This window comes from Kitasatospora sp. MBT66 (genome assembly GCF_000710405.2).
Classification (GTDB): domain Bacteria; phylum Actinomycetota; class Actinomycetes; order Streptomycetales; family Streptomycetaceae; genus Kitasatospora; species Kitasatospora purpeofusca.
Genome location: NZ_JAIY01000014.1, coordinates 103,806 through 129,226, shown reverse-complemented (window position 1 = coordinate 129,226; position 25,421 = coordinate 103,806). Strand labels below are relative to the sequence as shown.

Below are 25,421 nucleotides of genomic sequence, written 5' to 3'. Positions count from 1 at the left end.
TTATTTCCAGAGGATTGGCCGCCTCGGGACCGTCCGCGCTGCTGCGTGTCCGGTGCTCCCTGCCAGGCGACTGGGCGACAGTACTCCTCCTGCGCGCCCAGAACAAATCGGGTCTGCCCCGACCGGACCGTCGGCCGTCCGTGCCGGTCCGCTGTCACATTCCCGCACCGCCCCGGGTCAAGGGGGCAGAACCGACCGACCTTCCCGAGGAGCGCTCCATGAACGTGTTCGCCCGCGCCGCATCCGTCGCCGCGCTGACCAGCGTCCTGTCCGTCGCCGCCACCTCCGTTCCCATGGCTGCCTCGGCCACCGCCACCGGGGGCGCGGTCCCGGCGTACTCGCAGCGCTGGTCGGCCGCGTGGTCCGCCCCGATGATGCGGCCCTCCGCCGCGCCGTGGTTCCGGACCTGGGCCGTGCAGGGCTTCGACCACCAGTCGGTGCGGCAGGTGGTGCGACTCGGCACGGGCGGCAAGGCCGTCCGGTTCCGGCTGTCCAATCTCTACGGGACGACGCCACTGCGACTGAGCGGGGCCACTGTCGGCCGGGCCGCCGACGGGGCGGCCGTCGTCCCCGGGGCGGTACTGCCGTTGCGCTTCGGGCACCGGGACTCCGTCGTCGTCCCCGCGGGCGGCGAGATCCTCAGCGATCCGGTGCCGCTGCCGACGGCGGCCCGCGACCGGGTGGCGCTGACCCTCTGGTTCGACGGCCCGACCGGCCCGGCCACCTACCACCAGCTGTCCATGAGCACGACCTACCGGGCCGACGGCGACCATCGCGGTGACACCGGCGCGGCGGCGTTCACCGACGCCGTCCGCCCCGGGTACGGCTCCTGGTACTACCTCGGCGGGGTCGAGGTCACCGGCGGGCGGCCCGTGGGCAGGGCGGTGGTGGCATTCGGCGAGTCCACCACCGACGGGTTCGGCGCCACCGTCGACGGCGACGACCGCTACCCCGACCTGCTCGCCGAGCGGCTCCTCGCCACCGGCCGGCCGCGGCCGGTGCTCAACGCCGGCATCGGCTCCAACAAGCTGCTCGCCGATTCCGCCTGCGCCGGGGACAGCGCCCTGCGCCGGTTCCGGCGCGATGTGCTCGACCGGCCGAACGTCGGCACCGTCATCGTCTCCCACGGCATGAACGACATCCTCCGCAGCGGCGACCAGATCTGCGGCGTGGACCGCGACGACCCGCCGGTGACGCTCCAGCGGCTGATCGACGCCCACCGCACCCTCATCCGGGCCGCCCACGCCCGAGGCGTCAAGGCCGTGGGCGCCACGCTGATGCCCTTCGGCGGCGCCCCCTTCTGGACCGCGCAGACCGACCGGCTGCGCCGCGACCTGAACGAGTGGATCCGTACCTCCGGCGCGTACGACGCGGTGGCCGACTTCGACCGGGCCGTCGACCCCGAGGACACCGGAGCGATCCCGGACGGCTACCACGCCGGCGACCACCTCCACCCCGGGCCGCTCGGATACCGCGTCATGGCGGACAGCATCGACCTCGACAGCCTGGGCTGACGAACCGGGGCCGCAGGGGCGGACACCCCCGCGACCGGGGGCCCGTCAGGTGACGCGGAGGGCCTCGGTGAGGCGGTCGGCCGCCTCGACGACCGTCTGCGAGAGCAGGGCGCCGGGGTGGCGGGTGAGCCGTTCGATCGGACCGGAGACCGTGACGGCGGCCACCACCCGGTTGGCCGGGCCACGGACCGGCGCGGAGACGGACGCGACCCCGAGCTCGCGTTCCCCGATCGACTGGGCCCAGCCCCGGCGCCGGACGCCGCTCAGCGCCGTCGCCGTGAAGCGCGCCCCCTGGAGGCCCCGGTGGAGCCGCTCCGGTTCCTCCCAGGCCAGCAGGACCTGGGCGGCGGCGCCGACCTTCATCGGGAGGGTGACCCCCACCGGGACGGTGTCGCGCAGGCCGGAGAGGCGCTCGGCGGCGGCCACGCAGATGCGGACGCCGCCCTGCCGGCGGTAGAGCTGGGCGCTCTCCCCGCTGACGTCGCGCAGCCGGGCCAGGACCGGGCCGGCGGCGGCCAGCAGCCGGTCCTCCCCGGCGGCCGCCGAGAGCTCGCCGAGCCGGGGGCCGAGGATGAACCGGCCCTCCACGTCCCGGGCGACCAGCCGGTGCTGCTCGAGCGCGACGGCGAGCCGGTGCGCGGTGGGTCGGGCCAGGCCGGTCACGGCCACGAGTCCGGCCAGGGTGGCCGGACCGGCCTCCAGGGTGCCGAGGATCGAGGTGACCTTGTCGAGCACGCCGACGCCACTCGTGTTCTCCATGGATGTCTCCGTCTCAGATCCCGCGAGCCGCCAGGGGGCGCGCTCACGGAGGCCCCCCGCAGGGAGCCGGGGGGTGGTCAGCGAGGGCGGGCCGCAGAAGTTGGCCGATTGCCTGCGCCGGGCACGAGACGGGTACGCGAAAGGTCCGGGATGGGAAGCGCCCGGGGGAAGGACAGCACAGAAAGCACCGTGTCTCCTCATCTTTCCCGCGCCACATTGGCGACAGGCCGGAGTTGGCACTGATCCCGATCGGCACGGCGCGTACTTCGGACGCCGGGTCGAACGGGGAGCTGCCGGGGCTTCGTAGGGCCGGTCCCTCCACCCCTCTGGATGATTCGCGGAGAACGATACAAGACTCCCCCTCCCGCCTGCCAAGCCCGCCCCCCGGCTGCGGCCGGGCAGTGCCGGCGGGAGCCCGGCGCTGTCGGCGCGGTGTCCTACAGTCGGGCCGTATGACGACCTTGATCACCGAGGGCGGCCCGGTCGCGGCCGACGCGACGGTCACGCGCATCGGCGGCGTGCCGCTCGCCCCGCCCGGCACCGCCTGGCCGTCCTGTGCCGATTGCGGCGGCCCGATGCAGTTCCTCGCGCAGATCGTGCTGGACGGGTCCGGCGCGGCCGTCACCGGAGGTCCGGGGCAGCAGGACCGGCTGCTGGTGCTGTTCGCCTGCCAGAACCGTCCGGGTGTCTGCCAGGACTGGGAGGCCCGCTCGGGTGCCAACCTCGCGCTGATTCTCCCGGCCCAGGGGCTGGTGCCGATTCCCCTTCCGGTGCCGGCCGACCTCGACGAGGGCGAGGCCGAGGAGGAGGACGACCCGGACGACCCGGACGACCCGGACGAGGACGAGTTCGAGGACGAAGAGGAGGACGAGGACGAAGAGGAGGACGAGGACGAGGTCCTGCTCCTCGGCGCCACCCGCGCCGCCGAACCCCAGCACCTCCCGGACGCCCCGGACTTCGACAGTGCCCGCGCCGCCTGGGCGGCCCGGACCGGCCGCCCCCGGAACCACGTCCTCGGCCGGCTCAACGGCACACCGGCCTGGCTCCAGTACGACCAGACGCCGAGTTGTGCGACCTGCGCGGAGCCGATGCGGCTCGCCGTCCAGCTCCAGGAGGGACCCGATCCCCTCACCGCCATGAACTTCGGCAGCGGCCGGGCCTACGCCTTCACCTGCTCCCCCTGCACCGAGGCGGCGTTCCTCTGGCAGTGCTGAACTGCACCCGCCGGCTCACTCCGCCAGGACGGTGGCGATCCGGCGGATCAGCTCGCGGCTGCGCTCCCGGTCGGCGACGTCCACGACCGTCAGCACCTCCGGGTTCGCGGCCGCCCACAGCATCGCGACATGGACCAGCAGGGCGAACAGCACCTCGGGCTCGAACCGGGTCGAGACCCGGCCGTCGGCCTGCCCCCGGGCGATGTCGGCGCTGCGCCTGCGCACCTCGGCGACGGCGAGCTCGTTGAAGGCGTCGCCGTGCTCCAGCCGCTGCCAGGTGATGATCCGGGGCATGTCCGGGTCCGCGGCGTAGAGGTCGCCCAGACCGGCCGCGAACCCGGGCAGGTCGTGCACGTCGAGCGGCACGCTCACCACGATCTGCTCGACCAGCTCGTTCCAGACCGCCTCGAACAGCCCGGCCTTGTTCCCGAAGTAGTGGTAGATCTGCGCCTTGTTGCTCCGCGCGGCGGCGGCGATGCGGTCGACGCGCGCGCCGTTCAGCCCGTGTGCGGCGAACTCGGCCCGGCCGGCCGCGATGAGTCTCCGCTTGGTGGCTTCGGCGTCGCGCTCCATGCACCCTGCTCCTAACTAACCGTTTACTTGACAGGTTCACCAGAACCACAGTGTAATCAACTAACCGTCCAGTTGAATACGGCCGCGGTCGCGCGCCTTCGGGTCAGGGGAGGGAACCGGGCGTGGAACCGGGCATGGTGATGGTCGGTCGGGACGCCGAGCGGGCGCGGCTGTCCGCGTTCGTCCGGGCCCCCGACGGGCAGGCCCTGGTCCTCAGGGGCGAGGCGGGTGTCGGCAAGAGCACCCTGCTCGACCTGGCGGCACGGCTCGCGGCCGAGGACGGGCAGTCGGTCGTCCGCGCCACCGGGGTCGAGGCGGAGAGCGGGCTGCCGCACGCCGGGCTGCACCAGCTCCTCTACCCGCTGCTCCCCACCTCCGACGACCGATCCTGCGACGGTCGGCCGTCCGACGACCGTCCGTCCGACGACCGGCCCTCCGACGCCCCTCTGCTGAGCGCCGGCGCCCGCGCCGCCTTCGACGCCGCCTTCGGCCGGTCCGACGGTCCGCCGCCGCCCGTCATGGCGCTCGGCATCGCCGTACTCGACCTGCTGTCCTGGACGGCGGCGAAGGGCCGCCCTCTTCTGCTCGTCCTCGACGACGGCCAGTGGCTGGACGGGGCCAGCGCCGAGGTGTGCGGATTCGTCGGCCGCCGACTGGCCGGCCGCCCCGGCGTCAAGCTCCTGGTGGCCGTCCGCGCCGACACCGCCTCGCGGTTCGACACCGCCGCGCTGCCGGAGGCACCGGTCGGTGCCCTCGGCGACGCGGACGCTACCCGCCTGCTGGACCTGCACCACCCGCAGCTCGGCCGGCAGGTCCGCGGGCTCGTCCTGGAACAGGCCGGCGGCAACCCGCTCGCCCTGCTGGAACTGCCCGCACACCTCACCGCCGGCCCCGGCGACCGGACGACCCAGGACCTCCTCGGCCTGCACGGCGTACCGCTCCCCCGGCGGATCCAGGAGATCTACGCCGCCCGCCTCGCCCGCCTCGGCGACACCGTCCGCGCGGAACTGCTCCGGGGCGCCCTCGACGGATCGGCCGCCCGGCCCGGCGACGGCCCGGCACCGATCGCGCGCTACCGCATGCGCGAGGTCGACGAGGCCGTCGCGTGCGGCCTGCTGGTCGTCGAACCGGTCACCGGCGAGCTGGCGTTCCGGCACCCGCTGGTGCGGTCGAGCGTCGTCCAGCTCGCCACACCGGACCAGCGCCGCTCCGCCCACCGGGTGCTGGCGGAGCTGCACCGGGAGTACCCGGAACGGCGCGCCATCCATCTGGCGGCCGCCACCGTCGACCCCGAGGAGGGCGTGGCCGCCGACCTGGAGGCCGCCGCCCGGTCGGCCACCCGGCGCGGCGGCGCGCGGATGGCCGTCTCCTGGCTGACCCGAGCCGCGGAGCTGAGCGAGACCCGGGTCGACCGGTCCAGGCGGCTCGGCGAGGCGGCGTACGTCGCCGGGCAGGCGGACAACCTCGGCCGGGCGCGCAGCCTCGCGCTGGCCGCCGCCGCCCCCGGCACGGACGAGAGCCCCGCCGCCGTCCTCGCCGACTCCTACCTGGCGCTGTACCGGGACGGCGAGGTCAGGGCCACCCACCGCCGGATCGTCGCGGCCGTCGAGCGGCTCCGGGACTCCCCCGACCGCCGCCCCCGCCACCCCGACCGGGGCCCCGACTCCCCCTTCCCCGACGAGGTGCTCGACCGGCTCGTCAGCCTCCTGCTCGCCGTCAGCCAGTACGCCGGCAACCGCGCCACCTGGCAGCGCACCCACGAGGTCCTCGCCACCCTCGGCGAGCTCGCCACCGAACGCGCCTGGATGTACGGCAGCACCTGGAGCGACGTCGTCCGGCACGGCGCCGGCTGGCCCCGGCGGGTGGAGCGGGCCTCGGCGAGCCTGGCCGACCAGGACCCGTGGGACGTCACCCGCCTCGCCGTGTCGGCGTACCACCTCGACGTCCTGAGCCCGCTGCGCCCGTACCTGGAGCGCGTCGTGGACCGCGAGCTCGACACGGGCGCCATGTCCAGCGGCATCGTCATGCTGCACCTGGTCCTGCTCGACCAGCTGGCGCTCGGCCAGTGGGACGCCGCCGAACGCACCGGGCACCGCGCCCTCGCCCTGGCCACCGAACGCGGCCACGGCCTCTTCGCCCACCAGACCCGGGCCTACCTCGCCCAACTCGCCGCCGTACGCGGCCGGACGACGGAGGCCCGCGAGCTGCAGGCCGCCGTCGACGCGTGGGCCCGACCGCGCGGCGTGGGATTCCTGACCCAGATCGCCGACGCCGTCGGCGCCACCGCCGCACTCGGCGACGGCGACTACGAGACCGCGTTCCTCCACGCCATCGGCATCACGGCACCGGGTGCGTTCCGGCCCTACGCCTACCAGGCCTCGCGGACCCTGCTCGACCTCGTCGAGGCGGCCCTGCACACCGGCCGCGCCGAACAGGCCCGGGCCCACGCGCTGGCCGCGAGGGACGCCGGCCTGCCCGATCTCTCCCCCCGGCTGGCCCTGCTCACCCACGGCGCCCTGGCCATGACGGCGGAGGACGACACCGAGGCCGCGGCCCACTACGCCCGCGCCCAGTCCCACCCGGCCGCCGAACGCTTCCCGTTCGAACTGGCCCGGATCCGGCTCGCCCACGGCATCAGCATCCGCCGCCTCCAGGGCGCGGCGGCCGCCCGCCTCCCCCTCACCCAGGCCGCCAAGGCCTTTGACCGCCTCGGCGCCCCCGCCTGGGCCGCCCGCGCCCACGCCGAACTCCGGGCCGCAGGTGTCGCCCCCCACACCCCCTCGCCCGCCCCGCTGCCCCTGACCTGGCAGGAGCGCCGCGTCGCCGAACTCGCCGCCGGAGGCCTGACCAACAAGGAGATCGGCGAACAGATGCGCCTCTCCCCCCGCACCGTCAGCGCCCACCTCTACCGCGCCTTCCCCAAACTGGGCATCACCACCCGCGCCGCCCTCCGCGACGCCCTCACCCGCATCTCGCAGCCGACCCCGGCACCCTGAGCGCGGCGGCGGCGGCCGTCGGCTCGGTCAGCCGAGTTCCTCGGCGAGGCCGACGACGATGCCCTCGGGGCCGCGGACGTAGCAGAGCCGGTAGACGTTCTCGTACTGGACGATCTCGCCGACGAGTTCGGCGCCATGGGGGCGCAGGCGGGTGACGACGTCCTCGATGTCGTCGACGGCGAACATGACGCGGCGCAGGCCGAGCGTGTTCGCCGGGGCGTCCTTCGGTTCGGGGGTGATCGCCTTCGGCCGGTGGAACCTCGCCAGCTCGACCCGGCCGGGACCGTTGGGAACCCGCAGCATCGCGACGTCCTGGCGGACGTCGTGGAGGCCGATGACACGCTCCGCCCCGGGCCAGTCCAGCGGCCCCGCCCCCTCGAGTTCCATCCCGAGCTCGACGAAGAACGCGACGACGGCGTCGAGGTCCTCGACGACGATGAGGACGTTGTCCATGCGCCGGATCGCCATGCGGGGGCCTCCTGGGTGGGTGCGGAACTCCGGCCACGGTAACCGCCGGGCGGCCGCGGTCCCGGTCCGGGCACCCGTTCGGGTGCACCGCGTGCCCGGCTGGGGGCGCGGAAGTCCGGGGCACCCCCGAGGCTGGAGTGGGCTTCGGCCCCCACGGTTTCCGTCATGGCTAGACATCGACGCAGGAGGACAACATGACGACCAAGGCCAGCATCGTCTTCGCCCACGGACTCTGGGCCGACGGCTCGTGCTTCAACAAGCTCGTCCCCGCGCTCCAGGCCGAGGGCCACACGGTGGCGAGCTCGCAGCACGGCCTCGACTCGCTGGCGGGCGACGTCGCGTGCGTCACCCGCTCCATCGACCATGTGCCCGGCCCGGTCGTGCTCGTCGGGCACTCCTACGGCGGCACCCTGATCACCAAGGCGGGCGTCCACGACCGCGTGGGCGCGCTGGTCTACATCGCCGCACTCGCCCCCGACGAGGACGAGACCTCGCAGGACCAGCAGAACAAGTTCGCCGGCACACCCGTCTTCCAGAGCCTCGACATCTCCGGCGGCCGCATCTGGCTCACCGAGGCGGGCATCGGCGACTTCTGCGGCGACCTCCCGGCGGAGGAGCAGCAGCTCGTCCTGGCCACGGGCGCCGTGCCGGTCCCGGACCTGTTCAGCCAGCAGGTCCCCGGCACCGCGTGGCGCACGAAGCCCAGTTGGTACATCGTCGCGAACAACGACCGCACCGTGAACCCGGACCTGGAGCGGGCGGCCGCCGAACGCATGGGCGCGAAGACCTACGCCGTCGACAGCAGCCACGTGCCGATGCTGTCCCACCCCGACTTCGTGCTCGACGTCATCCGCGACGCGGCACGGAGCCTCGCGGCGTAGCCCCCCCCGGTCACCCGGCCCGCACCTGCTGCCCCGGTCGGCCGGTCTCCGGGTCGAGGGCGACCACGAACACCTCGCCGCCCCGGGTCGCGAGCCGGATCCGGTCCGGGCCGTCCCACTCCGCCGAGGTCAGCTCGTTGTCGGTGGCGTCGCCGTTGAAGAAACCGACCGGCCACCGCCGCGCGGTCAGCCCCGAGCCCTCGTCAACGGACACCCACCACAGCGGGTCGATCATCGCGGCGCCCTCGTGGATGACCAGGCTGCGGTCCGGCCGGCCCGGCGCCGGCCGGACCGCCGTCTTCTGCGGCATGTCGTCGAAGAGCAGCAGCGCAACGGGTGAGATCAGCAGCGCCCCACCGAGGAGCAGGGCGATCAGCAGTGCCCTGGCCGACACGGAGCGGATCCCGATCAGGACCGCGAGGGCGAGCAGCACCCCGACCAGGGCGCCGAGAGGCAGCGGGTGGTCGAAGACCTCGATGAGCACCACCAGCCCTCCGGACTGGCCGGCTCGCATCCCCGCGCAGGTCAGCACGACGAGCAATGCGGCGAGCGCGAGCAGCCCGAGCCCGACGGACCGACGCCTGCCGCGCGACCAGCGGCGCCGGGCCGGTCGCGCTGGCAACTGCGGCGTCGGTGTCGCCTCCGGCTCCGGCTCCGGCTCCGGCTGACCGAGTGGCGCCGATTCCTCGATCGGACGCCCGCCGTGCTCGTCCCCGGCCCCGCCCCGGCCCACGACCTGCCCCTCGCCCACTGTCCCGCCCCCGGTCATGACGCCCCGTCGCATCGGTCGATCCCCGCGGAGAGGCTATCGGGCGGCGCGCGGCGGGTGCCGGGGTCAGTCGCGGTCGGGGGCGAACGGACCCTCGTCGAGGAAGCGGCGCAGGAGGCGGGCGAAGGTCCGGGCGTCGGCCGGGGGCCAGCCGGCGAGGGAGGTCTCGATGTCGGCGGCGAGTCGTCGGCGGGTCACGGCGACGATGTCGTGGCCGTCGTCGGTGAGCGCCAGCAGGGTCGCGCGGCCGTCGGCCGGGTCGGGGTGGCGTTCGAGGAGGCCGGTCCGTTCCAGGCGGTCGGCGCGGCGGGTGACGGTGGTGCGGTCGAGCCCGATCTCGCGGCCGAGGTCGGCGGCACTGAGGGGGCCGGTGCGGGCGAGGCCGCTGAGCAGCGGGTAGGTGAGGTCGTCGACCCCCTCGCCCAGTCCCTCGGTCAGCCGGGCGTGGAGGTCGGTGCGGGTGCTGCGCCGGAGGAGCAGCCCGAGGGCGTCGGCGATGTCCTGTCCTGTCGTATCGGTCACCCCCGAAGATTAGCGTGCGCGGGGCACGCTTTCCCTGCTACAGTCATAAGCGTGCTCAAGGCACGCATTTCAGCAGGGTGTCGCAGGGACACCCGCCACCCCACCGGAGGAACCCGTGAACGCCACCACCGCCACCACCACCACCCGCACAGACATCCGCTCCGCCCTCACCGACCTCCTCCTCACCCCGGGCCTCGGCCTCGACGAGGCCGCCGACCGGCACTTCGCCCCCGACTACCGCCAGCGCACCGACGGCAGCTGGGCGGACCGCACCGAGTTCCTCGCGCACATCGCCCACCTGCGCACGGTCGTCGCCGGCGGATCGGTCGCGGTGCACGACGAGCTCGCCGACGGCGACCGCTACGCCGACCGGCACACCATGGAGGTCGTCAAGACGGACGGCTCCACCGTCCGGATGGAGGTCTACGTCTTCGCCGAGTTCGCCGCCGACGGCCGCTTCCGCCGCATCGAGGAGACCACCCTCATGCTCGAAGGCAGCGACGCCGACCGGAACCTCGGCAGCGCCCGCTGAACCGACCGGGCCCGGCGCAGGTCACCGGCGCCGCCCCACCGGCACCGAGGCCGCGGTCCCCGGCCCCGGTACCGTCTCCTCCCCCTCCACCGGACCGCGCCGGTCGGCGTAGACCGCCCAGAGCACCGAGACCAGGGGCACCGCGACCACCGCGCCGATGACACCCGCCGCGATGCTGCCCGCGAGCACCGAGACGGCGACCACCACCGGGTGCAGGCTGACCGCCCTGCTCATCACCAGCGGGTGGAGCAGATGGCCCTCGATCTGGCCGATCACCACGATCAGCAGCAGGACGACGATCGCGATCACCGGCCCCCGGGCGGCCAGTGCCACCACCGAGGCGACCAGCATCGCGATCGGCGAGCCGACCAGCGGGACGAAGGAGGCGAAGAACTCCAGCACCGTCAACGGCAGGGCCAACGGCACGTCCAGGAAGTACAGGGCGATGCCGACCATCACCGCGTTGGTCGCGGCGACGACGAAGATGCCCCGGGTGTAGCCGGCGAAGGTCCGCCAGGCGACCCGGCCGCCCCGGTCGAGGTGCTCCCCGGCGGCGGCCGGGAACTGGGCGGCGGTCCACCGCCACATCCGGTCCCCGGAGTGCAGGAAGAACACCGACATGAAGACCGCGAGCGCGGCCCCGGTCCCCACCTCGACCAGCCGCCCGGCGCCGCTGAGGGCCGTGCTGATCAGCGTCGAGCGGTGCTCGGAGACGAAGTCGGCGACCTTCCGCTGGAGGTCGTCGAAGGTCGAGGGATCGAGGCGGAGCGGCGCGCCCTCCAGCGCCCGCTCCAGCCGGTCCAGACCGCCCTGGAACTCCCGGTCCAGCCGGTCCACATCGGCCGCCACGGTCTCGCCGATCAGCGCGAGCAGACCGGCCGGCACCAGGATCGCGACAGCCAGGCCGATCAGCACGGCGAACGGACGCGGGACGACCCGCCCGGCCAGATCGACCAGCGGCCGGACCACCGAGGTGATCACCAGCGCGAGGAAGGCGGCCAGCGTGATCAGGTGGAACCGCCCCAGCACCGTCAGCACCAGGTACGCGGCCACCACGACGACGAGCAGCCGCCAGGCGTAGTCGGACAGCCGGCGCAGCACGGGGCCAGCCCCGGTCGCCGGGCCGACCGCCTGGCCGGTCGCCTGGCCGGTGACCGACCCGGTCGGACGCCGCGGGCCGGGCCGCCTCACCGGCATGCCGCACCGCCGCCGGGCGCGGGGCGCCGTCCGGGAAGTCCTCCGGTACTGCTGGGGTGCGAGAGCGGCATGAACCCTGGATAGCGGGTGGAGCGGCCCGCAGGGTGTTCCCGCGCCGACGGGCACCCACCCGGCCGATCCGGCGGGCTCCGGTCCGGCCCGGCGGCTCCGGCGGCTCCGGCAGCTCCGTCCGCGGCAACGGCTCCGGTAGCTTGGCGCCATGATCACCGGTCACTCCCTGGCCACCCGTCTGCACGCGCTGGCGGCCCGCGTCCCGTTCGACCTCGCCGTCCGCCCCGGCCTCGGCGCCACCGGCCTCCCGTTCCCGGTACCGCCCGCCGAGCGCGAACTCCTGCACCACCTGGGCGGCTTCTCCGTCCCGCCGGTGGAGGTCCGCCTGACCGGCCACCCGCGTCAGCGGAGCAACCCCGCCCTGCCCGACCCGCGGTACATGGTGTCGGACGACGGCGGCGGCGGGCTCACCTGGGTGGACATCGCCCCCGACGGGACCTGGGGCCACGTGCTGATGCAGTACCGGGAGGGCGGACTGTACGTCCAGGCCCCCTCGCTCGCCGCCTGGCTGGACCGGCTGATCACCACCGCCGAGGACCTCGTCGACGAGGTCGGCTTCGAGGACGGCGTCCAGCCCTACGCCGACGAGTTCTGGGACGCCCTGCACCCCGACGGCCCCCGACTCCCGCTCCGCCCCGCACCTCTGCTCCGCGCCGCCGACGCCGACCCGGCCCTCTCCGGCCTGGCCCGACTCGTCCCCGACAACGCCCTCCTCGCCGACCTCCGCCACGCCGTCCCCGGCAGCCACGCCCGCTTCGACCTCGACTGCGGCCCGCACCGCCTCCGCCGCGCGGCCGACGCCCCGGTGTTCGCCGCCGTCCCCTGGGACTGGCAGCACGACCGGCCGCGCTGAACGGCACCGAACACCCTTGCCCCTCACAACAGCCCGATTAGGCTTGCCCGGACAGGACAGTGTTCGAACGAGGGGGGACCACCATGTCGTACGCGATCGGTGCCAGGGTGAAGCTGACCAGGGACGTGCCGGTCACCGCCGACGGCAGGGCCGCCGGCCTCGGCGCCCCCGGCCCCCTCTCCCTCGCCGGAGGCCTGGTCGGCACCGTCACCGGCGCCGGCCCGGCCTCGGCCGGCACCACTGGCACCGCCGACGCCCTCCGCGCCAGCTTCGAGGAACAGGTCCGCGGCGCCCGCCTGGACAGCTTCGCAACCGCCCTGGTCGACGACCTCCGCCAACGCGTCATCGCCGCCACAGGCCCCGGCGCCGAATTCGCCCCCGGCACCGGCTACCGGGTCCGCTTCGACAACGGCTTCATCCTCGACGGCCTCGACGAATCCGCCCTGACCCCGGCCTGACCACCCACCCCGCTGCGCCCGGCCCGCCGTACCCCGCCCGCGACCGTCCGACGCCGACGGTGCGCCCGCCCGGGCCAGGATCCGCCCGGGCCCGCGCGCCGAGGCGCGGGACGGGGCAACGAGGGCGACACGCCGTGGTGGTGTCACTCGATGAGGTGACAGTGGAGGTCGGGGCCTGGTCATCGTGCGGACGGGATTCCTAGGCTTGATGTGCACGCTTCCTGACTGCTCGCCAGATCGACGCGTCCGGGGGGACGACCATGTCCGATCACGCATCCGAGCCCGCCACCACCGCCGGCCACCCGTCGTCCGCCGCTCCGGCAGCGGCAGTTGGCGTCCGGACCCCTGCCAATCCCCCGACCCCCTCGACCCCGACTCCCCCGACCCCGGCGGCCCCGACGGACCCTTCGCCCGTCCTGGCGCCGGCCTCGCGGCACATTCCCAAGGCCACCCTGGTCGCGCTGGACATCACGCCGCCGTCCGGTGGCCAGGCGCTGCTCAAGCACAGCTTCGCCCACCAACTCGCGCTGCGCCCGGGCGAGGTGGAGGCCGTCGCGCAGGCCGCCGGCCAACCCGGCGGAGCGGCGCTCACCCGGCTGCTCGCCGGTTACGAGGAGGGCGCGGCGGCGCCTCCGGGGCCGGCGCCGTTCGCCGCAGTGCCGGTCGACGTACTCGTCGCGTTCGGCCTCGCGGTCGCGCAGCTGCGGCGGAGCAGGAACGGGAACGGGAACGGGAACGGGAGCGGCGGGCAGGACGGGGACGCGCACGCCGACCGGGCCGTCCTCGCCGTCCAGAACCTGGTGTTCAACACCCGCTCCAGCCGGCTGAGCATGCTCAACCTGGAGCGCCTGGAGATGGCGCCGGCCGGCATCCAGCGCGGTGAGCTGATCGCCACCATCCCACTGGCCCCGCTGGAGGAGACGGCCGTCACCCACAAGGAGTGGTCGGTCACCTCCCGGGAGTTCACCTCCATCGTGACGGACTCGCTGGAGAGCTACAGCGAGACGGGAGTCACCGACAACACCGAGCTCTCCCAGTCCACCGCCAGCCAGCAGCAGCACTCCAACCAGTTCAACATCACCGGCACCGTGTCCGGCGGCATTCCGGTGATCAACGGCTCGGCCTCGTCGGGGTTCACCGCCCAGGACAGCTCCTCCACCTCCGCGTCGGAGAGCCGCAAGCACGCCTCCGGGCTGACCCAGAAGGCGTCCTCGCGGGCCAAGCAGGAGCACAAGGTCACCATCTCCACCCTGACCGTCACCGGCACCGAGGAGACCACCACCCGGACGGTGAAGAACCCGAGCCAGACGCAGGCGGTCCGGATCGACTACTTCAGCCTGCTGCGCACCTGGCGGGTCCGGCTCTACCGGTACGGGCTGCGGGCGGCCTACGACATCGTGGTCCCGGAGCCCTCCGCCGCGATCCGCAAGGACTACGTCGAACTCGCCGCGCTGCGGGCCGCCCTCGGTCCGTTCGTCTTCAACCTGCCGCACGACGACATCACCGACGACGTCCGCCCGGCGGACCAGGCGCCCGGGTTCCCGCCGAACCGCAAGCACTACCGCTACCTCGGCGATCTGTACGGCGTGCAGGTGCCCGATCCGCCCGAGGCCACCAAGGAGCTCTTCCCCAACGACAACGTGCCGGCCGGCGGCGGCTGGCACTTCTACCCGATGCGCTTCCGGATCGAGGACGGCTACGCGATCTCGGCCGTGACGGCGGAGTTCCACCTCGGCATGCTCAGCGACAACCCGCGGATGCACTACGGCGTGGAGGGCAGCGGCTTCGAGAGGGACTCCGGGGATCCCCTGCACGACGCCGTGGTGCTCAGCGACCCGCCGTACAACGCCTTCAAGGGCCGCACCGGCGAGCAGAACGTGCTGATCTTCCTCCATGACGTCGGGCCCGCCTGGGTGGGTCTGAAGGTCACCACCGCCCGGACGCCCGAGCTGTTCTCCCGCTGGCAGTCCCAGGTGTGGAACATGCTGCACGACGCCGCGCAGACCAGGTACCTCGCCGAGCAGCAGGACATCGCCAACCGGATCTCCGCCCTGGAGGACCGCCTCGCCGGGGTGGACACCCTCACCCTGCGGCGCGAGGAGAACGACGAGATCATGAAGTGCGTGCTCCGCCATCTCCTGGGCACCGAGTACGAGTTCATGGCCCCCGGCGCGGTGGACGCGCTCCGCGCGGCGGGCGTGGACACCGCGCACGGCGCCGGGTTCGCGCCGGGGGTGCTCCACCCGCCGGACGGCGCCTGGGCCGGGCTGAGGCGCCACGAGGACCTGGTCCGCTTCGTCAACCAGGCCGTGGAGTGGGAGAACGTGGTGACCTTCCTCTACTCCTACTTCTGGGACGCCCCCGACTCCTGGGACTTCATCCGCCGCATCCGCCACCCCGACCCCACCCGGCAGGCCTTTCTGCGGGCCGGCGGCGCACGCATCGTGCTGACCATCCGCAAGGGCTGGGAGGACGCCTGGGTGCGCTTCTGCGAGGGCGGCTTCAAGGACGCCGACATCCCCGCCGACCACCCCTACCTGACCGTCGCGCAGGAGATCGCCGCCTACGACGACCGCTACTACCCCGGCATCCCGCCGGCCAACCCGGGCCGCGGCACCGTCCGGATCGAGGACACCGTGAGCACCGAGTGCTCGGTCGTCATCGGGCCCAACCCGGCCAACCCCGCGCTGCCGGTGACCGTCCCGGTCACCTCCAGCCGGGGCTTCACCGTCGGCGCGCCGGTCGTGATCGACTCCACCCGCCATCGCGACCTCCAGGAGACCTGCACGGTCGTGGCGGTCCCCGACCCCGGCCGGCTGACCGTCGACCGGCTGCTGCACCGGCACGACGGCACCGTGACGCCGGTTCCCGTCGTCCAGCCCGGGGAGAAGGGCGAGCTGATCGCCGAGTGGAACGAGTACACCCCGTCCTCCGGCACCGACATCCAACTCAACACCAATCTCCCGCAGATGAGCTGAGCCGGCGGAAGCCGGGCGTTGGAGGTCCTGATGGAGGTCGGGGTCAACTACCCCTGGATGCGCAACGACCCGATCACCATCGGGCCCAACATCCACGAGAAGGGCAGACCGCATCCGTGGCAGGCGGCCGGCTCCGACCTGGACCGGAACCTGGCCACGCTGCGCGGCCTCGGCGTCACCGTGGTGCGGATGTGGCTGATGGCGCACGGCGTCAACTACGACGGCACCGTCTTCTGCGTCAGCGCCCTCAACGGCGCTGCCCGCTGGCGTTTCGAACCACCGCAACGGATCCACCCGAAGTTCCTCGACGACGTGGAGGAGCTCCTGGTGAAGTGCGAGAAGGCGGACATGCGGATCATCCCGGTCCTCCTCGACTTCGGCTTCTTCGACGAGCCGGAGGCCTGGTCGCTGACGTACTTCGGCCCCGGGCCGCCCACCCCCACCGACCTCAACTACGGCCGCGGCCGGCGGGCCGTGGCCGAGGACCGGAACCTCCGGGCGACCTTCGTCAACGGCACCGTCAAGCCGCTGGTCGCGGCGATCGCCAAGCACCGCAAGGTCGTTCACGCCGTGGACGTCGTCAACGAGCCGTACTGGTGCGTCAGCCCGATCACGGGCGACCTCTTCGGCCAGTACGTCAATCAGGACGCACTCACCGCGCTCATGCGGGACTGCGTCGCGGCAGTGGAGGCGGCCGGTCTGCCGTCCACCGTCGGGCACCGCTTCCACCGGGACATCGCCAACGTCTTCGGCAGCGTCAAGGTGACCCGCCCGCAGTTCCACTACTACGCCTCGCTCCGGGGGGTGGACGCCCTGCCGGTGCTGTCCGGCCTGAGCGGCCCGCGCCCGTTCCTCGGCGAGTTCGGCTGCATCACCGCCGGGGAGCTGGACGCCCTGCAACGGGACGCCGCCGCCCGCGGCGACAAGGTGGTGCTCGACCAGATCGGACCGATGCGCCGCACCCAGAACCCCTGGCCGGTCCTCCAGCAGTCCCGAAAGACCCAGGCACCGGGCGCCGTCCTCACCGAACGCCTCGACTGGCTCGCCGACTTCGGCTACGAACTGGCGCTGGTCTGGCCCAATGCCGTCCTCCCCGACCCCAGCCGCGAGGACCTCAAGTTCGACGCCCTGCGGCGCTCCCAGATCGCGGAGTTCACCCGGCGCCGCCCCAACTGATCCCGCCGCGTTCGCCGTTCGTGCCCCACCCCCGGACGGAGGGGCGGGGCACGGACAACGACGGGTTGCGGTCGTTGCGGTCGTGACTAGCCGAGGCCGCGGGCGTCCTGCTTCAGCGCGGTGTCCACGGTCAGCGCGGTCGCCACGACCAGGCTGAGCAGCGGGTCGGAGAGCGGGCGGTGGATCTGAAGCACGTAGTTGTCGGCCGTGGTGAACATCGTCTTCGCCAGGCCCTCCCAGGTCTTGGTGATCCGGGCGATCTCGGTGTCCGTCTCGTCGACGATGGAGAAGTTCCAGGCCCGCCAGTTCTCGGCCTTGACGGCGCCGACCTTCTGCCCGCCGACCTCCAGCGCGAAGTTGATCTTCCCGATCGCGTTCTGCTGAACGATCTGGCCGACCTCCCGACCGTTCGGAAGCTGCACGATCACCCGCGACTTGATGAACTTCGCCGGGCGGGTCAGCAGCAGCACCGGGGCGCCGTTCGCGTCCCGGATCTCCAGCTTGTGGGTCAGGTACTGGTCGAGCGAGGTGAGCAGCCGTATCGCCTTGCGCAGCGCGCCCTGACCGACCTGGACCACCGAGCCCAGCGTGGCACCGCTCTGGTCGAAGACCGCGTACTCGTTGGTGAGCTCGATCAGCTTGGCCTTCTGGTTCACCACCAGAACGGGCTCGGAGAAGAGGGTGCCGCCGCCACCGGTGACCGGTCCGACGCCCGCCTGCTTCTGCACCTGGCGCTGCACCTTGGCGGAGTCGCCGGCCGGAGCGGCCGGCTGCCCGGGGAAACCGGGAGTGTTCGTGTTCTGGGACATGGCGGGCAGGCTAGGCCCAAACCTCCCCGGCCAGCCAGATCATTCACCCGCCCCCGGCCCGCCCGGAGCGCCGCATTGTGCCCATGACCTGCGGATTCGACCACTGCGAGCGCCAGTTGACCACCCCCCGGCGGGCACCGGTGTGGCCGATGTCACACCCGGGACACCGGCGTCGGACCCGAGGGGGCCTCAACCGCCGGACCGGTCGGGCCCGGTGGGCGGCGGTCAGATCGCGGCACCGGGCGCAGGAGGCCGTGGGGGTGCGCCGCCGGGGCTCGAGGGAGCTCGGTGCTGTCGGGCCACCGACGGGGACCTGATCACCGCTGGTCCACGGCCGGCGACAGGCCTGCGGTGCGCGCGGCGGCGCCCGCCTGGACTGCGAAGAGGCGGTCCCGCGCTTGCTGGTCGAGCATGTGGAAGTGGCCGTGCGCCTCGAGGGTGACGAAGCCGTGAACCGTGGCCCAGGCCAGCATCAGGGCTTCCGCCGGGTCCGGCACCAGCGAGCTGCCGAGCCGGCCGCGCTCGGCCGTGTCGGCGACGAGTTCGGCCATGTGATCCATCGCCCGTTGACCGGCCGCCACGGTCGGCCCGTCCGGCGGGGCCGCGTACCCGGGTACGGGGGAGCCGAAGATGAGGGCGAAGCGCTCCGGATTCCGCTGCGCCCAGGTGCGGTAGGCAGTGCAGGTGGCACCGAAGCGGCCGTCCAGGTCGTCCGGCGGCACGGTCCCGCGGGTTGCCGTCAAGGCGTCCGACAGGCTGTCGTAGGAGTCGGCGACCAGGGCGGTGAGCAGCTCGTCCCGGTCGGCGAAGTAGCGGTACAGGGCGGGCGGGGTCATCCCCATGCTGCGGGCGATGTCGGTGAAGCGGAGGTTCGCGGCGCCGCGCTCGACGATCAGGGTCAGGGCCGCGCGCTTGATCTCCTCCACGGTGTCGGCGCGCAGCCGTTCGCGGCGGCTCAGCTGCCCGCTCTCGTCGGTCGACCCATCCGTCATCGCATCTCCATCCGCCCGCCGTACCAGTCACCGCGTTGACAATCCGTGCCCACCGAGGGGAACGTTACGCTTCATCATGTGCGTTATGAAGCGTAACGCATTGTCTGGGGGCGGAGCCCCTGACGACGCACGGAGGACCACATGTCCCAGGGACTGCGCGACGGCCGGCGGACAGCCGCCGGCGAGAGCGGGTCACACCGGCCCGGCCCCCTCGGCCGCATAGCCGGTTGGAGCTTCCGGAACCGGGGCCGCACGGTGCTGCTCTGGCTGCTCGCCGCCGGCGCGGCCTTCGGCCTCTCGGCCGGCCTCGGCGCCAAGTACAGCGCCGACTACAGCGCGCCCGGCTCGGACTCCAAGCAGGCCCAGCAGTTGCTGACACGGGACTTCCCCGGGCTGGGCGGTGAGTCGATCAGCCTGGTGCTGACCGCGGACGGCAGCGTGACCGACGCCGCCACCCGTGACCGGGTCAAGGACCTGCTCGCCCGGATGGCGGAGGTTCCGCACGTCAGCGGCATCGACGACCCGTACGGCCCGCGCGGCAAGGTGTCGGCGGACGGCCGCACCGCCCTCGGGCAGATCCACCTGGACGTCGCCGTCGCACCCGACATGCCGAAGGCGGACACTCGGCGGCTGCTCGACCTCGCCCGCCCCGTCGACGGCGGCCTGCGCGTCCACCTCGGCGGCATGACGGTCCAGCAGGCCGAGCAGGGCGCGATCGGCTCGGAGGCCATCGGCATCGCGGCTGCCGCCGTGATCCTGGTGATCACCTTCGGCTCGGTCGTGGCCGCCGGCCTGCCGATGCTCACCGCGCTCGGCGGGCTCGCGGTCAGCAGCACCCTGCTGCCGGTCCTCGCCGCGATCATGCCGGTCCCGGACTGGTCCACCTCGCTCGCCGCGATGCTGGGCATCGGCGTCGGCATCGACTACGCGCTGCTGCTGGTCACCCGGTTCCGCGAGTGGCGCGCCGAGGGGCTCGAACCCGAGGCCGCCACGGTCGCCGCGCTGGACACCGCGGGTCGCGCGGTCGTGGTCGCCGGAACGACCGTGGTGGTCAGCATGCTCGGGCTGTTCGCGATGGGTCTGTCGTTCATGCGCGGCGCCGCGGTCTCGGCGATCCTCTCCGTGTTCGTCGTGATCGCCGCGTCCACCACGCTCTTCCCCGCCCTGCTCGGCTACCTCGGCCGACACATCGAGCGCCTCCGACTGCCCCTGCCCCGGCGCCGCGCCACCCGGGGCGGGAACTCGGTGGGCGCCGGCTGGCTGCGCTGGAGCAGGCTCGTCGAGCGTTACCGCGTCCTCGGTGCCGTCACCGGCGTCGTCGTCCTGCTGGCGCTCGCGGCACCGTTCCTGGGCGTGCGCTTCGGCTTCCCGGACGCGGGCAACGACCCCGCCGGGCGCTCGAACCGGCTGGCGTACGACACGGTGGCCGCCGGCTTCGGACCCGGCAGCAACGGACCGCTGGTCCTGGTCGCCGAGTTGGCGCCGGGCACCCCCGCCGACGCGACAGCCGCGCTGCCCGCCGCGCTGAAGGCGGTGCCCGGCGTCACGGCGGTGACCCCTCCGGTGCCCGGCACCGACGGCCGTTCAGTTCTGCTCACCGTCGTCCCGGACAGCGGTCCGCAGTCCAGCGCCACCAAGTCCCTGGTCCGCGACCTCCGCGACCACGTCGTCCCGGGTGCGGTCGGCCCCGGCGTCCGGGTGCACGTCGGCGGGGCGACCGCGAGCGCGATCGACAGCACCGACAACATCTCCCGTCGCATCCCGCTGCTGGTCGGCGGCGTGGTCACGGTGTCGATGCTCCTGCTCCTGGTGGCCTTCCGCAGCCTCGCCGTCGCCCTCAAGGCCGCGGTGATGAACCTGCTCTCCGTCGGAGCCGCGTACGGCGTGGTCGCGCTCGCCCTCGAAGGCGGCACCGCCGGCCGATTGATCGGCATCGACAGCCCCACCCCGCTGCCGGCCTTCGTTCCGGTGCTGACCTTCGCCGTCCTGTTCGGCCTCTCGATGGACTACGAGGTCTTCCTGGTGAGCCGGATGCGTGAGGCCTGGCTCCGCAGCAACGACAACGCCGAGTCCATCGTCAGCGGACTGGCGGGCACCGCCCGGGTCATCACCGCCGCGGCGGCCATCATGGTCGCCGTGTTCGCGGCCTTCGTCCCGTCCCCCGACCTGCCGATCAAGGTCATCGGCGTCGGCATGGCCTCGGCCATCCTGATCGACGCCACGCTGGTCCGACTGCTGCTGGTACCGGCCGTGATGCACCTGCTCGGCCGCGGCAACTGGTGGCTGCCCACCTGGCTGGACCGCCGCCTCCCCCACCTCCACGTCGAAGGCCACACGGAGCACTACCTGCCGAAGCCCACCCCCGAGGCACCCCGCCCCGTGGCGGCGGTCCGGTAGCGGCAGCGGCGGACCGCGGGGCCGTGGGGCGCCCGCGGTCCGCCGTCACGAGACCGACGAGCATTGACTCCCGCCCTTGGTGGACGGGAGCGAACAACGAGTGGGGCCTGTCCGGGGTACAACCTCGGTTCACACCCACTCAGGATCCACCGCACGCCACCCACAGCATCGCCTCGCGGCAGCAGTTGCCTCTTCTGCTGCTTACCGGGCACAGACCCTGGTTGCGAGACCAGGATCGACCACCGCAATCCGCACAGGGCCGAGGTGTCCTGGACCGGGTTCCTGCGTTCCCTCCCCTCCCGAGCGCAGCCCGACCGGCAGCCGGCTGGTCATCGGCAATCACCGCACGAGTCCGGTCAGGGCGATCCGCAGGATTGTGCTCGGCACTGTCTCTTCGCCGTGGACGAAGGCCACGTCCCGGCTCGGTCAGCCGTCGGAGAGGCAGCTGCGGAGCTGAACTCACTCAGATCAGTTCTCTTCCGTCCCCGCCATCCCGCTCACCTCGGCGATGCCCTCCACCGTCGCACGGTCGCCCGCCCGCTCGCCTTCCACAGCGTCGAACCTGTCACGCAGTCGGCGCAGGCGGGTCGGGTCGGAGGCGACCTCCGGCGGTACGAGCGACATGGCCCCCTTGACCCACTCACCGTCACCGAGGTCGGCCACCACGTGGTCGGCGCGGTCCTCGTGCCCAGGTGCCATGGCACCGAGCAGGCCGAGGAGAACGAGCAGTTCGTGCTGCACGGCAGGTGTGAACAGCTCCCGCTCCTCGTCGTCCAGCTTCACCTCGATCCGGCCTCCGCCGAGCTCGGCATAGCCGTACAGAAGGTCCCTCAGAAGCTTGAACTGCGGCTCGGGCATCAGGAGCTGGAGCGACTCTAGGTAGAGCCTCAGTCGCAGCGCCGCCAACTCCGATGGGTTCGCATCGCCGTCCTCGTGCCTGCCGTCCGCCACCCGAACCCTCCCTGACGTGTCAGCCGACCGGCGTCACCGCCGCCACCGGCCCCCCGATGGTACGGGGGCCCTCGGTCCGTCGAACAGGCCGGCCATGACGGGCAGATCTTTAGCGGCAGTCACGACTCTCACGAACTCTACTGTGCTGCAGCTAAGTTACCGGCTCGGTGACGCATCCCGCGCCCGGCAGGCGGCGATCATGTCGCGGTACCAGGCGTACTGGGCCTGCGAACTGCTGACGGTGACCCAGTGTTTTCCTTGCGCACAAGCGTCCGTTTTCATCCCTCAGCCTTCATGGGCGCTCATCTGGCGTGGTCCAACGTGGTCCCAGGGCCGGTGCTTCGCGCCCACGTGGCACGGGGTCACGGAACGCATGCGGACAATCCGCGACACCGCCCTCGCCCGCGACGGCGAGGGCGTTGTCGCGGACGACCTGCGTTGCTGGAGGTGTTCGTCTCGGTGCGGGTCGCCCTCGGGAGAGCAAGCGGGAAGTCGATGTGACGGACCGTCCCCCAGCCACCGACTTGTTGCCTCCTTCGGGGCACACATCCACAACCCGGGGCACACGTGTCATGATCGGTCTGAGTGTTCGCGCGCTCCGGGGTCGGTGCAATTCCGAACCGGCGGTCAAAGTCCGCGACCCAGCCGAAGCCATCGGCTGGTTGACCTGGTGAAACTCCAGGACCGACGGTGAAAGTCCGGATGGAAGGCAGTGCGCGGCGACACCGTGTCCGGCCGGTAGTGGGCTTGCCGCCCCACCGTGCGGACCTGGTGCTCGCTTTCCCCGGAACGGCGTCTGTGCACGGGGGCGAGCTGCCGTTCGCCGTCCCTCCCCGCGCACTCGGCGCCGTCCATTGTGGAGGGCCGTGCGCGCAAGCATGTGTCTTTCCGGATGGCCGCGTTCTCTCGCAGACCAGTGAACCCTCCGGACCTCCCGGTCCAGGGTTTCCCGACCTCAGGAGAGAGCAGATGGCAACCACGCGTTTCCCACGAGCCGACCGCCTGCAGCAGGTTGAGCAAGCGATCGAGGCCTTCCGCCGTGGCGCTTTCGTGATCGTCTTCGACGACGAGTCCCGCGAGAACGAAGGCGACCTCATGGTGGCTGCCGAGTACACCCACGAGACCGCGCTGCGGTACATGCTCGACCACACCTCCGGCGTGGTCTGCGCGGCCGTGCCGGTCGAGCGGTGCGAGGAACTCGACCTGCCGCAGATGGCGGCGGAGAACTCCGGTCTGCACGGCACGGCCTTCACCGTCTCGGTGGACCTGATCGCCGGTGGAACCACCGGCATCCCGGTCGAGGAGCGGGCGCGCACCGTGCAGGCGCTGGCCGACCCGGCCGTCGCGCCGGGCGACTTCGCCCGGCCGGGCCACGTCTTCCCGGTGCGCGCCGCTCGCGGCGGCGTGCTGGAGCGCGACGGCCACACCGAGGCCGGGGTGGACCTGTCCCGCCTGGCGGGGCTCTCCGGTGTGACCGCCATGTGCGAGGTCGTCCGGCCGGACTGGCGCATGGCCCGCCTCCACGACCTGCAGCAACTCGCCGCGCGCGACGGGCTGGTGCTGATCTCGGTGGGCGACCTGGTGGCCTACCGGCTGGCCACCGAGCCCCCTGTCTGAGCGTCCCGACGTTCCTCGATCCGATCGAGGACGGAGGACGATCCCCGTGCGCAGTTCCCACCGGTCCGTCCGGCTCCGGCGGTACATCACGGCCGGCCGGGTCGGATCTCACGGGTTCTGCTGCCCGCGGTCGGGTACGGCGTGCGCCGGGGGGCGTTCGGCCAGTCGCTCCAGGAGTTCCCGCACGTCCGGGTGGCCGGCGTGGGGGGCCAGGTAGCGGCGGAAGCGGTTGGCGAGTCCGGGCAGGAAACCGCCGGTACGGTCGATGGCGCGGCGGATCGTGGCTGCGGCCTCGTCGATCCGTCCGGCGTCCAGCTGGGCCTCGACGGCCGGGCACAGTTGGACGGGGTCGTAGGGGCTCGGGGACCGGTCCGGGGCCGCTCGGTCGCCGAGCAGGGCACTGAAGCAGGACAGTGCGCGGGTGGGCTGCCCCAGACGCAGCCAGGTGTGGCCGCGGGAGAAGTCGAGGTAGTCCTCGTTGATGTTGCCGCTGGTGGGATCGGCTTCCGGGTCCCACTGCGGTGAGGCCGCGGCGAGGGCGTGTTCGGCGCGGTCCAGGGCGCGCAGGCCGGCGGTGCGTTGGGCGAGCCGGGCGGAGAGGACGGACTGACGGGCGTGCAGCTTGACGGCCAGACGTGGCGTGGGGCGGGGGACGATCGCGCGGGCGGCCCGGAGCAGGGAGAGCGCGTCGCGGGGGTCGCCGCGGCGCAGGTGGCGGTAGCAGAGCTGGGTGAGGTAGGCGACGGTGTGATGCGGTGCTCCGGCGGCAGAGGCCGCACGGATCGCCGCGAGGTTGTAGCGCTCGGTCCAGGCTTCGTCTCCCGCGACGTGACTGGTCCAAGTGCACAGGGTGGCGGTGCGGGCGCACAGCAGGAGCAGTCGGGTGCCGGTGGCGCGGTCGTATCCGTGGCTGGTCAGCAGATCGGTGATCAGCCGGTACTCGGTGCGGGCGGCGAGGTAGAGGGCGTGCTGGGGGACGGGGCTGCCGGTTTCGAGTCGTTCGAGGGCGAGAATGCGCTGCTCGGCCCAGACGAGTGCTTCGGGGGCGATGCGGGGACCGCCGCGTTCGGGCGGGCGGGCTCCACCTGCGAGGGCTGCGAGGACGCCGCGGATCTGGGCGGTGAGGCAGGAGCCGGTGGCGATCAGCGCGGCGCCGGGCTCTCCCGCCGCGGCCGCGGTGAGCCGGGAGACGGCGACGGCGCCCTGCGGGGACCACGGCTGCTGGAGGAGGTCGTGGTCCCCGGTGGCGGCCATGAGCCATTGCGGCCATCCCAGACGCAGCACGATGCCCTCGTCCACCTGGTGGATACGGGCGATGGCGAGCTGGGCAGTGAACTCGGGGGCGATCCGCCCGGATTCCCATCGGGACACCTTCTCCCGCCGCGCGGCCATCTGTCCGTGCCCGAGCTCCGCGTGGGTCCTGGCGATCAGCCGGGCGTAGGCGGCCTGCGAGAGGCCGGTCGCGGTTCTCAGCGCGACCAGGGGGTGCGTTGCCATGTCGATGCGCCTCCGACGCCCGCCGGATCCTGTCGGCGGACTACGGGAATTCGGTCGAAACGTCGACCAAGATCCAATCAATCGTAACAAGTTGACTGCGGAGCGTCAACGAGCTGAGTGGTAGCCCAGGCGCCCTGTTCCGCCCTGATCTCCCGCCCCATTCATTCCGGCAGACGCATCGGCACCTCGCGCGAGT

21 protein-coding genes and 2 riboswitches are annotated in these 25,421 nt (G+C 73.0%); of the genes, 11 read left to right on the top strand and 10 right to left on the bottom strand.

The genetic code is table 11. From position 1 onward, the window contains the following. Positions 1 to 218 precede the first annotated feature (218 nt). On the top strand, positions 219 to 1,514 hold the full coding sequence (locus BI06_RS35065; protein ID WP_051742613.1) for an SGNH/GDSL hydrolase family protein: 1,296 nt from the start codon (positions 219 to 221) through the stop codon (positions 1,512 to 1,514). Between the two features lie 45 nt (positions 1,515 to 1,559). Here BI06_RS35065 and BI06_RS35060 read toward each other — a convergent pair whose 3' ends face one another. Continuing rightward, positions 1,560 to 2,273 carry an IclR family transcriptional regulator gene (locus BI06_RS35060; RefSeq protein WP_030396176.1) on the bottom strand — a complete coding sequence of 238 codons (714 nt, stop codon included), beginning with the start codon at positions 2,271 to 2,273 and terminating at the stop codon, positions 1,560 to 1,562. A gap of 194 nt (positions 2,274 to 2,467) precedes the next feature. Continuing rightward, positions 2,468 to 2,610: riboswitch (SAM riboswitch) on the bottom strand. Between the two features lie 115 nt (positions 2,611 to 2,725). Here BI06_RS35060 and BI06_RS35055 point away from each other — a divergent pair. Continuing rightward, complete coding sequence (locus BI06_RS35055; protein WP_043475083.1) at positions 2,726 to 3,487, top strand: DUF1963 domain-containing protein; 762 nt, start codon at positions 2,726 to 2,728, stop codon at positions 3,485 to 3,487. 15 nt (positions 3,488 to 3,502) lie between these two features. Here the strand turns inward: BI06_RS35055 and BI06_RS35050 are convergent, their stop codons facing one another. Then, positions 3,503 to 4,060, bottom strand: a complete 558-nt coding sequence (locus BI06_RS35050) for a TetR family transcriptional regulator (RefSeq protein WP_043475081.1) — start codon at positions 4,058 to 4,060, stop codon at positions 3,503 to 3,505. A 140-nt stretch (positions 4,061 to 4,200) separates the two neighbouring features. Between BI06_RS35050 and BI06_RS35045 the strand changes: the two genes are divergently transcribed. Further along, positions 4,201 to 7,056, top strand: a complete 2,856-nt coding sequence (locus BI06_RS35045) for a LuxR family transcriptional regulator (protein WP_043475158.1) — start codon at positions 4,201 to 4,203, stop codon at positions 7,054 to 7,056. A 27-nt stretch (positions 7,057 to 7,083) separates the two neighbouring features. Here BI06_RS35045 and BI06_RS35040 read toward each other — a convergent pair whose 3' ends face one another. Continuing rightward, positions 7,084 to 7,524 (bottom strand): VOC family protein, encoded by a 441-nt coding sequence (locus BI06_RS35040; RefSeq protein ID WP_030396180.1) that lies wholly within the window; start codon positions 7,522 to 7,524, stop codon positions 7,084 to 7,086. Positions 7,525 to 7,718: 194 nt separating this feature from the next. On the opposite strand from BI06_RS35040, the gene BI06_RS35035 reads away from it, so the two are divergent. Next, positions 7,719 to 8,405, top strand: coding sequence for an alpha/beta fold hydrolase (locus BI06_RS35035; RefSeq protein ID WP_043475078.1), 687 nt, complete (start codon positions 7,719 to 7,721; stop codon positions 8,403 to 8,405). A gap of 10 nt (positions 8,406 to 8,415) precedes the next feature. On the opposite strand, the gene BI06_RS35030 is transcribed toward BI06_RS35035, so the two are convergent. Then, positions 8,416 to 8,892: a hypothetical protein gene (locus BI06_RS35030; RefSeq protein WP_043475076.1), complete on the bottom strand. Its 477-nt coding sequence runs from the start codon at positions 8,890 to 8,892 to the stop codon at positions 8,416 to 8,418. A gap of 348 nt (positions 8,893 to 9,240) precedes the next feature. Then, positions 9,241 to 9,696 (bottom strand): MarR family winged helix-turn-helix transcriptional regulator, encoded by a 456-nt coding sequence (locus BI06_RS35025; RefSeq protein ID WP_043475074.1) that lies wholly within the window; start codon positions 9,694 to 9,696, stop codon positions 9,241 to 9,243. 115 nt (positions 9,697 to 9,811) lie between these two features. On the opposite strand from BI06_RS35025, the gene BI06_RS35020 reads away from it, so the two are divergent. Beyond that, entirely contained in the window at positions 9,812 to 10,228 is a 417-nt protein-coding gene (locus BI06_RS35020; RefSeq protein WP_043475071.1) for a nuclear transport factor 2 family protein, read from the top strand. Between the two features lie 21 nt (positions 10,229 to 10,249). Here BI06_RS35020 and BI06_RS35015 read toward each other — a convergent pair whose 3' ends face one another. After that, positions 10,250 to 11,329 carry an AI-2E family transporter gene (locus BI06_RS35015; protein WP_051742617.1) on the bottom strand — a complete coding sequence of 360 codons (1,080 nt, stop codon included), beginning with the start codon at positions 11,327 to 11,329 and terminating at the stop codon, positions 10,250 to 10,252. Positions 11,330 to 11,645: 316 nt separating this feature from the next. On the opposite strand from BI06_RS35015, the gene BI06_RS35010 reads away from it, so the two are divergent. The 4 genes from BI06_RS35010 (at position 11,646) to BI06_RS34995 (ending at position 16,962) form a co-directional block, all read left to right on the top strand. After that, positions 11,646 to 12,350, top strand: a complete 705-nt coding sequence (locus BI06_RS35010) for an SMI1/KNR4 family protein (RefSeq protein WP_043475068.1) — start codon at positions 11,646 to 11,648, stop codon at positions 12,348 to 12,350. Between the two features lie 83 nt (positions 12,351 to 12,433). After that, complete coding sequence (locus tag BI06_RS55240) at positions 12,434 to 12,808, top strand: hypothetical protein (RefSeq protein WP_043475065.1); 375 nt, start codon at positions 12,434 to 12,436, stop codon at positions 12,806 to 12,808. 260 nt (positions 12,809 to 13,068) lie between these two features. Further along, positions 13,069 to 15,786, top strand: coding sequence for a hypothetical protein (locus BI06_RS51605; protein ID WP_051742612.1), 2,718 nt, complete (start codon positions 13,069 to 13,071; stop codon positions 15,784 to 15,786). A 30-nt stretch (positions 15,787 to 15,816) separates the two neighbouring features. Beyond that, positions 15,817 to 16,962 (top strand): hypothetical protein, encoded by a 1,146-nt coding sequence (locus BI06_RS34995; protein WP_149030579.1) that lies wholly within the window; start codon positions 15,817 to 15,819, stop codon positions 16,960 to 16,962. Positions 16,963 to 17,048: 86 nt separating this feature from the next. On the opposite strand, the gene BI06_RS34990 is transcribed toward BI06_RS34995, so the two are convergent. Both BI06_RS34990 and BI06_RS34985 read right to left on the bottom strand, forming a co-directional pair. After that, positions 17,049 to 17,771, bottom strand: a complete 723-nt coding sequence (locus BI06_RS34990; RefSeq protein WP_082558909.1) for an LURP-one-related/scramblase family protein — start codon at positions 17,769 to 17,771, stop codon at positions 17,049 to 17,051. A 317-nt stretch (positions 17,772 to 18,088) separates the two neighbouring features. Next, entirely contained in the window at positions 18,089 to 18,763 is a 675-nt protein-coding gene (locus tag BI06_RS34985; RefSeq protein ID WP_051742611.1) for a TetR/AcrR family transcriptional regulator, read from the bottom strand. A gap of 141 nt (positions 18,764 to 18,904) precedes the next feature. Here BI06_RS34985 and BI06_RS34980 point away from each other — a divergent pair, with 141 nt between their 5' ends. Next, entirely contained in the window at positions 18,905 to 21,160 is a 2,256-nt protein-coding gene (locus tag BI06_RS34980; protein ID WP_051742610.1) for an MMPL family transporter, read from the top strand. 468 nt (positions 21,161 to 21,628) lie between these two features. Here BI06_RS34980 and BI06_RS34975 read toward each other — a convergent pair whose 3' ends face one another. Continuing rightward, positions 21,629 to 22,111, bottom strand: coding sequence for a hypothetical protein (locus BI06_RS34975; protein ID WP_051742609.1), 483 nt, complete (start codon positions 22,109 to 22,111; stop codon positions 21,629 to 21,631). A 589-nt stretch (positions 22,112 to 22,700) separates the two neighbouring features. Then, positions 22,701 to 22,831: riboswitch (FMN riboswitch) on the top strand. Between the two features lie 249 nt (positions 22,832 to 23,080). Between BI06_RS34975 and ribB the strand changes: the two genes are divergently transcribed. Further along, on the top strand, positions 23,081 to 23,728 hold the full coding sequence (gene ribB, locus BI06_RS34970) for a 3,4-dihydroxy-2-butanone-4-phosphate synthase (RefSeq protein ID WP_051742608.1): 648 nt from the start codon (positions 23,081 to 23,083) through the stop codon (positions 23,726 to 23,728). Positions 23,729 to 23,836: 108 nt separating this feature from the next. On the opposite strand, the gene BI06_RS34965 is transcribed toward ribB, so the two are convergent. Next, positions 23,837 to 25,225 carry a hypothetical protein gene (locus BI06_RS34965; protein WP_051742607.1) on the bottom strand — a complete coding sequence of 463 codons (1,389 nt, stop codon included), beginning with the start codon at positions 25,223 to 25,225 and terminating at the stop codon, positions 23,837 to 23,839. Between the last annotated feature and the right edge of the window lie 196 nt (positions 25,226 to 25,421).